The sequence below is a fragment of the Cognatundibacterium squillarum genome (assembly GCF_014652435.1).
Classification (GTDB): domain Bacteria; phylum Pseudomonadota; class Gammaproteobacteria; order Burkholderiales; family Burkholderiaceae_D; genus Undibacterium; species Undibacterium squillarum.
The window spans coordinates 71,782-86,354 of the sequence record NZ_BMYU01000011.1 but is presented as its reverse complement, the minus strand read 5'-3'; the positions used below and the strand labels follow the sequence as shown (position 1 = coordinate 86,354).

11 protein-coding genes and 1 tRNA gene are annotated in these 14,573 nt (G+C 51.7%); 10 read left to right on the top strand and 2 right to left on the bottom strand.

Annotated elements, in window-relative coordinates:
- Positions 1–295: 295 nt before the first annotated feature.
- The 9 genes from petA (at position 296) to IE092_RS17140 (ending at position 11,339) form a co-directional block, all read left to right on the top strand.
- Complete coding sequence (petA, locus tag IE092_RS17180) at positions 296–910, top strand: ubiquinol-cytochrome c reductase iron-sulfur subunit (protein ID WP_189358648.1); 615 nt, start codon at positions 296–298, stop codon at positions 908–910.
- Entirely contained in the window at positions 910–2,325 is a 1,416-nt protein-coding gene (locus IE092_RS17175) for a cytochrome b (RefSeq protein ID WP_189358737.1), read from the top strand. Before petA ends, IE092_RS17175 begins: the two co-directional genes overlap by 1 nt.
- A gap of 25 nt (positions 2,326–2,350) precedes the next feature.
- On the top strand, positions 2,351–3,115 hold the full coding sequence (locus IE092_RS17170; protein ID WP_189358646.1) for a cytochrome c1: 765 nt from the start codon (positions 2,351–2,353) through the stop codon (positions 3,113–3,115).
- A 147-nt stretch (positions 3,116–3,262) separates the two neighbouring features.
- On the top strand, positions 3,263–3,874 hold the full coding sequence (locus IE092_RS17165) for a glutathione S-transferase N-terminal domain-containing protein (protein WP_189358644.1): 612 nt from the start codon (positions 3,263–3,265) through the stop codon (positions 3,872–3,874).
- A 105-nt stretch (positions 3,875–3,979) separates the two neighbouring features.
- Positions 3,980–4,456, top strand: a complete 477-nt coding sequence (locus IE092_RS17160; RefSeq protein WP_189358735.1) for a ClpXP protease specificity-enhancing factor — start codon at positions 3,980–3,982, stop codon at positions 4,454–4,456.
- A gap of 55 nt (positions 4,457–4,511) precedes the next feature.
- Positions 4,512–4,587 (top strand) — tRNA-Thr (locus tag IE092_RS17155).
- A 180-nt stretch (positions 4,588–4,767) separates the two neighbouring features.
- Entirely contained in the window at positions 4,768–6,957 is a 2,190-nt protein-coding gene (locus IE092_RS17150; protein WP_189358641.1) for a S9 family peptidase, read from the top strand.
- Positions 6,958–7,104: 147 nt separating this feature from the next.
- Entirely contained in the window at positions 7,105–8,925 is a 1,821-nt protein-coding gene (locus IE092_RS17145) for a PAS domain S-box protein (protein ID WP_189358640.1), read from the top strand.
- Complete coding sequence (locus tag IE092_RS17140) at positions 8,922–11,339, top strand: two-component system response regulator (protein ID WP_189358638.1); 2,418 nt, start codon at positions 8,922–8,924, stop codon at positions 11,337–11,339. The genes IE092_RS17145 and IE092_RS17140 overlap by 4 nt, the downstream gene beginning before the upstream one ends.
- Here the strand turns inward: IE092_RS17140 and IE092_RS17135 are convergent.
- Together IE092_RS17135 and grxD are read right to left on the bottom strand one after the other, a co-directional pair.
- The gene (locus IE092_RS17135; RefSeq protein ID WP_189358733.1) at positions 11,328–11,936 is read right to left on the bottom strand and encodes a UbiX family flavin prenyltransferase; all 609 of its coding nucleotides are present in this window, start codon (positions 11,934–11,936) and stop codon (positions 11,328–11,330) included. The genes IE092_RS17140 and IE092_RS17135 overlap by 12 nt on opposite strands.
- Before the next feature lie 2 nt (positions 11,937–11,938).
- Entirely contained in the window at positions 11,939–12,250 is a 312-nt protein-coding gene (gene grxD, locus IE092_RS17130; protein WP_189358636.1) for a Grx4 family monothiol glutaredoxin, read from the bottom strand.
- 313 nt (positions 12,251–12,563) lie between these two features.
- Between grxD and IE092_RS17125 the strand changes: the two genes are divergently transcribed.
- Positions 12,564–14,567, top strand: a complete 2,004-nt coding sequence (locus tag IE092_RS17125) for a sigma-54-dependent Fis family transcriptional regulator (protein ID WP_229793239.1) — start codon at positions 12,564–12,566, stop codon at positions 14,565–14,567.
- Positions 14,568–14,573 lie beyond the last annotated feature (6 nt).

The following is a 14,573-nucleotide window of genomic DNA, read 5'->3' as shown; positions in this document are numbered from 1 at the left end:
CCCTGTTTGATTGGTTTTATGTCAGTATATTTTTTTGACCAGACTATTCTAATAGTAGATTTTTAAAACGGTGTTCTGATCTTTGTCAAAGATCGTTTCCGGGTTTCTGAATAACCACAAAAAACATTACTTTGCTTCGAAAAATATCAAAAAAACGTGAAAAAGATCTGAAAATCGCTTAACTTCATTTTTTGCAGATCTTTTGCTTTGAAAGCATATTTCGGTACTTTATAATCCAGCGTTACTTGAAGTTAGCTTAGCTTTATCGGGTTTGATATTACAGATTGGGGTTGGTATGAGTGACGAGAAACAGGTCGATTCCGGCCGTCGTGGACTACTCGTTGCCACTTGCGCAGCAGGCGGCGTAGCGGGTTTGGCAACGGCGGGGGCATTTGTGAGTACATTTCAGCCATCAGAGCGCGCAAAGGCAGCAGGTGCTCCGGTGGAAGTGGATATTTCCACGCTGAAACCCGGCGAAATGACAACGGTAGAGTGGCGTGGTAAGCCGGTCTGGATTCTGAAAAGAACGCCGGAGATGATGGCTAGTTTGCCAAAAACGGAAGACAAAGTCGCTGACCCGCAGTCTGTAAAACCGTACACCATGGATTTACCGGAGTACTGCGAAAAACAGTCCCGTTCCCGTAAAGAACATCCGGAGATTCTCGTGACCGTAGGCATTTGTTCACATCTCGGTTGCTCCCCTAGTTCTAAATTCCAGGCCGGCGCTCAGCCTTCTCTGCCAGACGACTGGCAGGGCGGATTTTTATGCCCGTGCCACGGCTCAACTTTTGACCTAGCTGGCCGCGTATTCAAAAACAAACCAGCTCCGCAAAATCTGGATGTGCCACGACATATGTTTTTGTCGGACACGAAAATCCTGATCGGTAAAGATGAAAAAGGCGAGGCGTAATCATGGCATTTGTTGAGAAAAAACTTCCGGACGATGCATCCGCAGCAGCGAAAGCGCTGAACTGGGTGGACTCACGCTTCCCGCTGACGCAGTTGTGGAATGATCAGTGGGGTAAATATTACGCCCCGAAAAATTTTAATTTCTGGTACATCTTTGGCTCACTGGCGATGCTGGTGCTGATGATCCAGATCGTGACCGGTATTTTCCTGGTAATGCACTACAAACCAGATGCGAATCTGGCGTTTTTCTCCGTAGAGACAACGATCATGCGTGATGTGCCATGGGGTTGGCTGGTGCGCTACATGCATTCGACCGGTGCGTCCGCATTCTTTATCGTGGTGTATCTGCATATGGCCCGTGCGCTGATGTACGGCTCCTACCGCAAACCGCGTGAACTGATCTGGCTGTTCGGTTTTGCTATTTTCCTGTGTCTGATGGCAGAAGCATTCTTTGGTTACCTGCTGCCTTGGGGACAGATGTCTTACTGGGGGGCGCAGGTGATCGTCAACCTGTTTGGTGCGATTCCGTTTATTGGCCCTGATCTGTCTCTGTGGATACGTGGTGATTACGTTGTGTCAGATGCGACGCTGAATCGTTTCTTCTCATTCCACGTAATTGCAATTCCGCTGGTATTGCTGGGGCTTGTTGCAGCGCACTTGATTGCATTGCATGAGGTAGGCTCTAACAATCCTGATGGTGTTGAGATTAAGGACAATATCGGCGAAGACGGTCATCCCGTTGATGGTATCCCGTCGCATCCGTATTACTCGACTAAAGACATCTTCGGTGCGACTGTATTCCTGACATTGTTCAGTGCAGTTGTTTTCTTTGCTCCGGAAATGGGCGGATTCTTCCTAGAATACAATAACTTTATTCCTGCAGATTCTTTGAAGACACCACCGCATATTGCGCCGACCTGGTACTTCACGCCTTTCTACTCGATTCTGCGTGCAACGACTTCGGAATTTCTGTTTGTCGTGCAAGGTGGACTGGCAGCGTATGTCGCATTTATTTTCGTGAAATCCAGCCTCGCGAAAACTATTAAAACTGCAATCGCAGCGATCGCTCTGGTGGCAATTGCCGGCATGATGCCGGGTGCACTGGATGCCAAATTCTGGGGTGTCGTCTTGTTCGGTGGCTCGGTGGTTATTCTCGCTTTCCTGCCCTGGCTGGATCACTCGCCTGCCAAGTCGATTCGTTATCGTCCAAGTTGGCACAAACTGGTGTATATCGTTTTTGCGATTGCATTCGTGATTCTGGGCTACCTCGGTGTGCAAGCCCCATCTCCTACAGGTGAGCGTATTTCTCAGGTATGTGCGGTGATTTACTACGGCTTCTTCCTGTTGATGCCTTGGTGGAGTACAGCCGGTACATTTAAGCCTGTACCGAAACGTGTGACATTCACACCGCACTGAGCCTGAATGAGCGAGGAAAATTCGTATGAAATTACTGAAAAAAATACTGGCAGTTGCGGCGTTTGTTCCGGCAATTGCGATGGCAAGCGGTGCGACGCATCCTTTGGATAAAGCACCTGACCGTTCAACTGATTTGGCAGCGCTGCAAAATGGTGCAAAGCTTTTTGTAAATTATTGCCTCAACTGTCACTCTGCGCAGGCGATGCGATATAACCGCTTGCGTGAAATCGGTCTTACAGAAGACCAGATTAAAACGAACTTGTTATTCACAGGTGAAAAAGTTGGTGACCTGATGAAGAACACGATGTCAGCCAAGGATGCGAAGGCATGGTTTGGTGCAGTACCTCCGGACTTATCGGTGATCGCACGTTCCAAAGCTTCAGATGCCGGAACTGGCGCTGACTGGCTTTACACTTATCTGCGTACTTATTACAAAGATGACTCCCGTCCTACCGGATGGAATAATCTGGTTTTCCCGAACGTCGGTATGCCCCATGTGTTGTGGGAGTTGCAGGGGGTGCGTGAAGCCAAATTTAAAGAAGTCAAAGATCCGCATGATACGTCCAAAGTGCTGCATCAGTTTGATCGCTTTGAAACGGTTTCTCCGGGTAAGCTGAATGCCGAAGAATATGACAAGGCGGTTGGCGATCTGGTGGCATATTTGCAATGGATGGGTGAGCCGGCACAAAATACCCGCAAACGTTTAGGTGTTGTGGTCTTGATTTTTATGGCGGTTTTAGCGACACTTGCTTGGCGTTTGAATGCCTCTTTCTGGAAAGAGGTCAAATAAGTGCAATAATTGCCGGAATCAGGATTCTGCCGGTTCCGGCGTCTGCTATCGTCAGCCCGCTTTTTATACGTAGTAAGCGGGTGATTTATCACCATGGGTGAGGCACTTTTGTGTCTCGCCCTGATCGTTTTTGAAGGAACTGCTACGATGATGGTTCTCTACTCGGGTACTACTTGCCCATTCTCCCAACGTTGCCGACTGGTATTGTTCGAAAAAGGCATGGATTTTGAAATCCGTGATGTGGATCTGTTTAATAAGCCGGAAGATATTTCGACCATGAATCCTTACGGCCAGGTGCCGATTCTGGTTGAGCGTGATCTGGTATTGTACGAATCGAATATTATCAATGAGTACATTGACGAACGTTTCCCGCATCCGCAACTGATGCCTGCAGATCCTCTGCAACGTGCGCGTGCGCGCCTGATGTTGTTCAATTTCGAAAAAGAGTTGTTTATCCACGTGCATACACTGGAAAACGATAAAGGTCCGAATGCTGTGAAAGCGCAGGAAAAAGCGCGTCTGGAAATCCGTGATCGTCTGACGCAGCTGGCACCATTGTTTGTGAAGAATAAATACATGCTGGGTGACGAGTTTTCTATGCTGGACGTTGCCGTAGCGCCTTTACTGTGGCGTCTGGATCATTACGGCATTGAATTGTCCAAAACGGCAGCGCCGATCATGAAGTATGCAGAACGTATTTTCTCCCGTCCTGCTTATATCGAAGCGCTGACTCCTTCTGAAAAAGTGATGCGCCGCTGATTGCCGGCGTAGCCGTGTAACAAGGCTGACCCTTGCAGGTCAGCCTTGTTGTTTTTCTGAGGTAAGTATATGCTAACCCTTTGAATTGTGATTTTGGCCGAGAACATGCGGGAAACTTCTACTAAGCCCTACTTTATGAGGGCAATTTATGAATGGTGTACTGATAACGGATATACCCCGTATCTGGCAGTGAAAGTCACACCTGGCGTCAGAGTGCCAATGGAATTTGTCCGGAATGGAGAAATTGTACTGAACATCAGCTTTGGTGCAACCAGCAGTCTGAAAATGGATAACGAAGAAGTCAGCTTTAAAGCACGATTTGGCGGCATCTCACGTGATATCTGTATTCCTGTCGGAAATGTTATTGCTATTTATGCCAGCGAAAATGGTCAGGGAATGGCGTTTGAGCTGAGCTTACCTGAAGACCTTACCGAGGTAGCCGAGGATGCTCCGGTGTCGGCAGAGACGTCTCCGGCGCTGGGGCTGGTGCAGGAAAATGTGGAATCATCCGGTACCGACGTTGCGGTTGAAGAAAAATCGCAAAAAAAACCGGAAAGGCCTTCCCTAAAGATCGTAAAGTAGTCTATAATGCGTGTCTTCAGCGATACTGAAATTCAGAAGGCGCTGTAAAGCTTACGCCGGCTTAGCTCATTTGGTAGAGCAGTTGACTTGTAATCATCAGGTGGCCAGTTCGATTCCGGCAGCCGGCACCAATAAAATCCCGTTGTTAGTAATAACAACGGGATTTTTCTTTTCGCGTGCATTTTTTGTCAGATACTGAATCGATTGCCGCAGGAACCAAATTCAGGGCATCCGTGTCAGATCTGCGGCAGTGCCGAGCAATCAGAATTTACGCGTACTGACAACGATCACAAAGAAACGGAAAGAGAGACATGGGTCCATTATTTAAATACTGTGCAACGGGCATCCTGATTGCCACGCCTTTACTTGCCTCAGCAGCCGGTGATGGTCGTATGACCCTCGAAATGCTGTATCACCCGAATCAGAAAATTGATACCAAGCTGAAGCCACTGACGCGTCTGAGCTGGGATGCACAGAATCGTCTGATTGAGTCAGCGATGAACGAAGGTGTGTTGCAGCAAGCCATGGTTGATTTGCAGAGCTGGCAAAAAACGCCGCTCGGTAAAGAAAATCCGGTTACGGCGATTTTGCGCAAAGCTGGCATAGAAGAGAAGCAAGTCATCGGGATCGCTGACAAACTCGGCGCTGAAATTCGCCCCGGTGCATCTTCTTATCTCTTTACCTACCAAAATGATCTGTGGTTGCTGGACTTAAAAGCGGGTCTTGCTCGCGAACTGACCCACACGCCTGATCAGGCAGAAGATGAGTCCATTTTGTCGCCTGATGCGAAGTCAGTGGCATACCTGAAGGGCAATGATATCTACCTGACAGATATCGTGACAGCCAGAGAGACCCGCCTCACGCATGACGGCAGCGAAACCAATTTCAATGGTCGTCTGGACTGGGTCTACATGGAAGAGGTTTATGGCCGGGGTAAACTGCGCGCATTCTGGTGGGCTCCCGATTCCAGTAAGCTGGCATTTCTGAATTTTGACGAGAGTAAAGTGCCTGTGTACACGCTGCCCGGAGAGCATGTTCAGCCGGTCCGTACCGAGCGTACACGTTATCCGAAGGCAGGAGATCCTAACCCGGTAGTCAGACTTGGTATTCTGGATAAAACCGGAAAACTGAGCTGGACAGAAAATCCTTATCCGGATCAGGAAACCCTGATCGTACAGGTGGGCTGGACACCGGATGGTACGTTACTTTCATCCTGGCAGAACCGGGTGCAGACATGGCTGGATTTGCGGATGTACGATGCAGATCTGAAGAAAAGTAAAGTCATGGTCAGGGAAACTTCGCCAGCCTGGGTGGAGCGCCTGCCATTCCCCGTGTTTCTGAAAGATGGAGGCTTCTTGTGGGAGTCTGACCGGACCGGGCACCGTCACATTTATCGCTATCAGGCAGATTACAAACTGCTTGGCCCTGTTACCAAAGGTGAGTGGGACGTGCGTGAGCTGCATGGCGTGAATGAAAAGTCGGGTGAAGTGTATTTCACGGCGAATGAGCGCAACCCGATTGGCAATGATTTGTATGCAGCGGCACTGGATGGCAAATCCATGCGTCGTCTGACGCGGGAAAAAGGTACGCATCAGATTCGTTGGAGCGGCGATTTCAGCCATTACATCGATATCTGGAGCAGTCTGCAGCATCCGCCTAAGCAAGGTGTTTTCAGTGCGGACGGGAAGCTACTGAAACAGACTGACGAAACACCAATACCCGCTGCGGTACAGGCGCTGAAACTGGCGAAAGTCAGCCAGCAGCAAGTAAAAGCCCGCGATGGCTTCCTGCTGGAAAGTCTGTTGTATCTCCCTCCGGACTTTGACCCGGCACGTAAATATCCTGTTTATCAGCATCTTTATGCGGGACCGATGGCACCGCAGGTGAACGACCGCTGGAGCAATGATCTGTACCCGCATTTCCTTGCCCAGCAGGGCTACATTGTCTGGGTTATGGATAACCGCAGTGCGAGTAACAAGGGCGCTGCCAGCGCATGGGGAATACACCGCAATCTGGGTGCCGGTGAATTGCAGGATCAGTTAGATGGTCTGGAATGGCTGCGTGGGAAAGGCTGGGCGGATATGGACAGAGTTGCCCTGAACGGCTGGAGCTATGGCGGTTATTTCACTTCGTATGCAATGACGCACAGCAAGGCATGGAAGATCGGTTTTGTAGGCGCACCGGTCACAGACTGGCACTTGTATGACAGCATCTATACCGAGCGCTATATGGGACTGCCTTCTGAAAATAAAGAAGGATATGAACGCAGCAGCGTGATTAAGGCGGCATCTGCGCTGAGCGGGAAAATCATGATCATGCACGGCACCATGGATGACAATGTGCATCCGCAAAACATGGTGATGCTGATTGATGCGCTGATAAAAAATGATAAAGAGTACAGTTTGCAACTGTATCCAGGCATGGGACATGGTCCGCGCGGCGCCTGGGAAATCTGGTCGCTGCAAAAAGCGAAATGGAAATTCCTGAAAGAAAATTTGTAAGCGACCAACCTTACATAAAGAAGTCACTCAGCAAAGGGAGCACATTGTGCTCCCTTTTTTGTTGTCTCCAGAGTAATTTGGCATGCAGCAGATTTCTGATTGAAATTTTTGCTATGTCACATATAGTGATCTAGAGAAAATGACGATATGACCACGATGACTTCCCACTTACTTTCTGATGAACAGGTTCAGCAAGTGTTTGAGTTACTCGCTGAGCACCTACCACTTGGAATTGTGGTGCTGGACCGTGACTTTCGTTTGCTGTTTATAAATCAGCGTCACGCAGAGCTCAATCGTTTACCGCTTGATGCTCAGCTGGGAAAGACGTTGCGTGAATATTTACCACATGTTGCTGATGTAATCGAGCCTAAACTGCAGTTTGTCGCCGAGTACGCATGTCCGCTGATTCACCAGCGAATTAAAGGCCGTCATCCACGCTTTGATGGTGTACTGGTGCACAGACTGGCATCCTATTACCCGCTACTGGACGAGCACGGTAAGACAAGACTGATTCTTGGGGTGATTCAGGACGCTAGTGTTGACGACTTTGAGGCGACCCTAAGGCAGGAAAGTGAAGAGCGCCTGCTCCGTGTGCTGGATAATTTATTTGCATTTGTCGGTGTTCTTGAGCTGGACGGTACTTTGCTGCATGCAAACAGGGCGCCGCTGGAAGCTGCGGGAATACAGCCTGCCGATGTGGAAGGAAAAAAATTCTGGGATTGCTACTGGTGGTCATATTCAGCAGAAGTGCAGGAGCAACTCAGGCAGGCGGCGGCACGCTGCATTAAAGGAGAGGTCAGTCGCTATGATGTGCCGGTCAGAATGCGTGACGGCGTCCTGATGTGGATAGAGTTCATGCTGGCGCCGTTGCGTGATGAATACGGACGCATTACCCATCTGATTCCATCGGGCATTGATATTTCCAAACGCCATGAAAGTGAGCAGGCTCTGCATCGCTCGGAAGAGCATCTGCGCTCTGTTATTGAGTCATCTGACGACGCAATTATTACCAAGTCACTCGATGGCAGAGTGACCAGCTGGAATCCAGCGGCAGAACGTCTGCTTGGCTACGAGGCTGCGGAAATGCTTGGTAAACCAATTACCACCATTTTTCCGCCAGAGCTGATGGCTGAGGAAGCAGTGCTGATGCGAAAGATTTCACAGGGTGAGCGTGTTCCTGGTTTTGAAACGCAGCGTATTCACCGCAGTGGGCGATTGCTGGATGTGTCAGTCACAATTTCACCGTTGCGTGATAAATCAGGGCAGGTTGTCGGTGCTTGTAAGCTTGCACGTGACGTATCACATCAGAAACAGCAAATGCATATGCTGGAACAGGCACTGGAAGAGAAAACGACTCTGCTGCATGAGGTCCATCACCGTGTTAAAAATAATTTACAGATCGTTTCCAGTTTACTGAATTTGCAGGCACGTAAAGCCAGTCCGGAAGTGGCGGCGGTTCTTGCGGAAAGTCAGGGGCGGATTAAAGCGATGGCGCTGATACATCAGTTGCTTTACGAATCGCATCATATGTCCGAAGTGAATCTGAATGATTTTCTCAAGAATCTGATCGCACTGTCGGCACCATTGTATGCGACGGAAAAGAAAGGAATACGCCTTCTACTGAATCCGGGTAATGACACTGGTATCAGTCTGCATGTGCAGCAAATGATTCCTTGCGGACTGGTTGTGAACGAGTTGATTCTGAATGCAATCAAGCATGCTTTTCCTTCCGGTCGCAGTGGTTTAATTACGATCAGTGCGGTCCGCAGCGGTAACCGGATTGTGATCAGCGTACAGGATGACGGCCAGGGCTTGCCCGCCAATTTCAGCTGGCAATCACAGCAGGGTCTGGGATCGCAGCTGATTCCGATGTTTGTTCGACAGTTACATGGACAGCTTTCCCATGAAAGCAGTACCACCGGCACGCTGGTGAGCGTCACCCTTGCGCAGGAAGGGGGACTTGCATGAACAGTGAGCGTATCCTGATTATCGAAGATGAGCCGGTTGTTGCCCTCGATTTGCAGCAAAGTCTGCTGGAGCTTGGCCATGCAGTAACAGGTATCGGTGCAAGCTTTTCAGATGCGATTGGGCTGGCAGAGGAAACGCAGCCAACGATGGTGTTCATGGATATCCATATTGATGGTGACCGCGACGGGATTGAAACCTGCCGTGAGATTTATCAGCGCTGGCAACTTCCGGTGATATTTCTGACAGCGTATGCAGATGATGAAACCGTTGAGCGGGCCGCAGGGACACGCCCGTTTGGCTACGTCATGAAGCCATTTGAAAATAAAGAATTACAGGCGGTGATTCAGGTGGCGCGTTCACGGCATGATGCGGAAATCAGTCTGACCCGTTCAGAGCAGCGTCTGGCGGTTGCGCTGGAGGCGGCTGAGATGGGAAGCTGGGAATGGGATGCCGGACCGGATAACGTGCAGGGTGATGCCCGCTTTCATCAGTTGCTCGGGTTTAGCCTGCGCCCGCTGCAAACCAGTCTGCAGGAATTAATACGAAAGGTGCATCCTGACGATCAGGCGCAGGTACAGGCATTGTTCCGGCAGTCCGGATATTTTCACCATCAGTTTCGTATACAGCGCCGCCATCATGAATTCGGCTGGCTGGAAATTTACGGCAAATTATTGCAGAACCCACAAGGGCAGGAACTGGTGATCGGTGCGCTGCGTGATATCACCTTGCGCAAAACCATGGAAGAAAATCTGCGGCAGGCCAGTGTTGTGTTCAGTACGGCAGCAGAAGGGATGCTGATACTCAGTGCCACCGGCCATATTCTGAACGCGAATCCGGCCTTCAGCAGCATGACAGGATTCAGTCTCGGGGATGTGATCGGACGTCAGCCGCAGGATTTTCTGATGGTCAGGCGTGAGGCAGATCCGACTTACGCCCAGATTGCCGCCAGCCCGGAGGGTTACTGGACCTGCGAAACCTGCTGTCGCCGTAAAGATGGCAGTCTGATCGCGACGCTGCAGCATGTCTGTGCGGTGCGCAGTGATACAGGACAGGCAGAGCAGTTTGTATTATCGATTTCCGATATCAGCTTTATCCGGGAAGCAGAACGTCAGCTTGAGCATCTGGCGTTTCATGATCCGCTAACCGGGCTGGGAAATCGCTATTTACTGGATCAGCGCCTGATGCAGGAATTGCGTCTGGCGAACGGTCAGCAGGCTTGCCTTGCGATTCTGTTCATTGACCTTGACGGGTTTAAGTCGATCAATGATTCGATGGGACACCATGTCGGCGATAAGCTGATTCAGGAAGTTGCCCGGCGTATTCAGTCGCAAATTCGGCGTCATGATGAGGCAATCCGTCTGGGTGGAGATGAATTTGTCGTCATTCTGCCCAATCTGGCTAACCAGAGCGATGCGAGGCTGGTGGCAGAAAAAATGCTCCGGCAAATTGCCGAACCGATGCAGATTGATGAGCATGTGTTACGTATCAGTGCCAGTATCGGCATCGCAAGCTATCCACAGGATGGCCAGGATCTGCATACGCTGCTCAGCGCGGCTGACAGTGCCATGTATGCGGCAAAACATCAGGGAAAAGGCCGCGCCTGTGAATATGCTGCTGAGATGACGGATTATGTGCGCACCCGTTTGCAGACTGAGCAAAGCCTGCATCATGCGCTCGAACGTCAGGAACTGCAGTTGTACTATCAGCCGGTCTTTCATCTGAATACCGGACAACTCGCCGGTTTCGAAGCCTTATTGCGCTGGCAGCATCCGGTATCCGGTTTGTTGTCGCCGGATCAGTTTATTCCGGTGGCAGAGGAAAGCGGACTGATTGAGCCGATAGGCGCCTGGGTGCTGGAGCAGGCATTGCAGCAAATTCAGATCTGGCAACAAATGACGCATCGTCCTTTGTTTATGGCAGTTAATGTATCGCCGCGCCAGTTTATGCACGCGGATTTTGGCGCGATCGTGCAGCAGTCGCTGCAGCATTATCAATTGTCCGGTGAATCGCTGGAAATAGAAATTACAGAATCCATACTGCAGGATTTTCAGCGCAGCAAACGCATTGTCGAAGCATTGCGCACCCTTGGCTGTACGGTGGCGATAGATGATTTCGGTACCGGATATTCCTCGGTTTCCCTGTTGCGGCATTTGCCGGTATCCCGCATAAAAATAGATCGTTCCTTCGTCGGTGTTTTGCCGGGACGTGCACAGGATACCGGGCTGGTATCAGCCATGCTGGGGATGGCACACAGTCTGGGGCTGGAGGTGACGGCCGAAGGTATAGAAACGGCAGAACAGGCAGGTTTGCTGTCAGAGATGGCAAATATGGCTGCGCAGGGCTATTACTTTGAACGGCCGCAGCCTGCGGAATTTTTCACGGCTGACTGGTTAAGCCGGCATTCAGCTGCGTGAATTATCAGCGCCATGCATGCCTTGCCAGCGCGGTGTCAGCTGATGCGGAATATTGAATAAATCCAGCACACGACCGGTGGTGTGGTCGATCATTTCATCGATACTGGACGGGCGGTGATAAAAGCCGGGCAGTGGCGGGAAAATAATGCCGCCCATTTCCGTGACAGCGGTCATATTGCGCAGATGCGCCAGATTGAACGGGGTTTCACGCACCATCAGCACCAGACGGCGGCGCTCTTTCAGTACGACGTCAGCAGCGCGGCTGATCAGATTGTCAGCCATACCGTGTGCTACAGAAGCCAGGGTTTTCATCGAGCACGGCGCAATCACCATACCATGCGATAAAAACGAACCACTGGCGATGCTGGCGCCGATATCGCGCACCGGATGCACAACGTCGGCAAACGCTTCCACATCTTTGCGGCGCAGACCGGTTTCCTGATGGATATTCAGCACACCGGCTTCCGAAATCAGCAAATGGGTTTCGACCTGCGGATTCTGCTGCAAGACCTGCAGCAGGCGCAAACCGTACACCGCGCCGGAGGCACCGGTGATCGCGACGATCAGACGTTGTGGTTCCGTTGCGGTGTGCTGCATCATCAGTCTTTCAGCAAAGTCTGCAGTTCGCCGTTTTCAAACATTTCACCCATGATGTCAGAGCCGCCGATGAATTCGCCTTTGACATACAGCTGAGGGATAGTTGGCCAGCTGGAGTAATCTTTGATGCCCTGACGGACTTCGGCGTCTTCCAGCACATTCACGGTCACCAGATTCTGTACGCCACAGGCTTTCAGAATCTGTACAGCGCGGCCGGAAAAGCCGCATTGCGGGAATTGTGCAGTGCCTTTCATAAACAGCACGACAGGGTTTTGGGTAACGGTTTCTTTGATCCAGTTTTGTACGTCGCTCATGACACTTCCTTCAACACGAAAATAACTTTCATTATCCCAGATTTTCAAAGGGCATGTATTGACCCCGGATAGGGTTTGCCGGATGTGCAGCTTTCACTGTCTGATCCGTCTTTGCTTTCCCGCAGGGAAGTCATATGGATCCGGATTGGTAAACCGCAGGATTGGTGCTAGAGTCGGAAAGTTCGTATCAGGATAGTCATCATCATCCGGCAAACCGCCGGTCTGAGCGCGGCACACACGACCACAATAAAACAGGCGACCGGCACAGCAGTGTACGGCGTACGGTGGCTGCGCTCTTTGCAAGGAGACAAAGATGTCAGGAATGATTCCGGGCGCGGCGGCAGCAATGCCCGGCGGCGCCGTTACCCTGCCGGGAATGCCGGTGGCACATGGTTCACCATGGCCCGCTGTTCCGGCGCCTGAAACGCTGATTGCGTCGGCGCACCGGCGTTCTGCTGCTTATGGCCTGACACCCGACAGTGCTGCGGATTACACGCCGCTGAGCCGTGCAGAACTCGGCATTCTGCTGGATCGTCATCAGGCTTTGTACCGGCATGCGACGCCGGTCATGGAATCGCTGTATGAGCAGATTATTCACACCCATCACATGGTGGTGCTGACCGACGCCAGTGGCGCGATTCTGCATACCATCGGCGACGCTGATTTTCTGGAGAAAGCCGATCGCGTGGCGCTCAGCCCCGGTGTTGCGTGGTCAGAGCAAAGCAAAGGTACGAATGCGATTGGTACGGCAATTGCCGAGCAGTCAGCTACCGTTATTCATGCCGGACAGCATTATCTGTCTGCTAACCATTTCCTGACCTGTTCCGCCGCACCGATTATGGATGCCGGTGGCAAACTGATCGGCGTGCTGGACGTAACCGGCGATCAGCACCATTTCCACCGCCATACACTGGGACTGGTGCGCATGTCGGCGCAAATGATAGAAAACCAGTTATTTACCAGCAGCTATCCGGATGCCGTGTTACTGCATGTACACAGCCGCCCCGAATTCATCGGCACGCTGATGGAAGGTCTGATTTGTTTCCGTCCCGACGGGCAGTTTCTGGCGGCCAGCCGCAGTGGCGTTTTTCAGACCGGCATGCATGCGGCAGCACTGCAGATGCACAGTTTTCAGTCCCTGTTCGGGATCTCCGTTGCGCAACTGATGGACAGACTGCGTCATGCTGACGGTGGCTTGCTGGCGCTGACACTGCTGAACGGAATACGCATCTATGTGCGCGGCAGCGATGGCCTGCACAGCCGCCGTATCATTGGCCATGCCGCATCGCAGCTCACACTGCGTGAGCACGCGTCGCCAACTGTGCGGCAGGCGGATGCTGTTCCGGACGGGCTGGCAGTGCTGGCGAGCGGCGATGCGCAGATTGACGCGATTATCACCAAACTCAGCAAAGTCGCAGGTAAAGGGATTCCGGTATTGCTGACCGGCGAAACCGGCAGCGGCAAAGAACGCTTTGCCCGTGCGATTCATCAGAGTTCTGCCCGTCGTCATCAGCCTTTTGTTGCGCTGAATTGTGCGGCGATTCCGGAAACCCTGATCGAAGCGGAATTGTTCGGCTATGAAGAAGGCGCATTCACCGGTGCGCGCAAAAAAGGCCAGAAGGGCAAAATTCTGCAGGCGCACGGCGGTACTTTGTTTCTGGATGAAATCGGCGATATGCCACTCAGCTTGCAGGCGCGTTTGCTGCGCGTGCTGCAGGAACGCGCCGTATTGCCGGTCGGGGCGGTCAGCGCGATTCCGGTGGACATTGAAGTGATCTGCGCCACCCATCAGCCGTTGCGGCAAATGATTGCAGATAAATTATTCCGCGAAGACTTGTATTACCGCCTGAACGGCATGGTGGTGCGCTTGCCAGCGCTGCGTGAACGGACGGATCTGGCGGTGGTGGTGCAGCGCATACTGGCGGAACTGGACTGCCAGCGCACATGGGAAATCAGCGAGAAAGTAATGGAAGAATTTCGCCGCCATCCGTGGCCGGGCAATCTGCGTCAGTTGCACAGCTTACTGCGCACCGCGATGCTGATGGCAGACGACAGCGGCCTGATCGAAGTGCAGCATTTGCCGGAGGATTTCTGGGAATCGCTGCCTGCAGCACAAATACAAACTGCCGATGCGGCGGCGATGGCTGCAGCTTCTTCAGTGCAGGCAACAGCAGCGGTCAAGACCGTTGCCGCCGCCGAGCGTCAGCTGATCCGCGATACGCTGGCTGCCTGCGAAGGCAATGTATCCGCTGCAGCGCGACAGCTCGGCATTTCGCGCAATACCCTGTACCGCAAGCTTGCGGCTGAAAGCGACTGAGCGTAT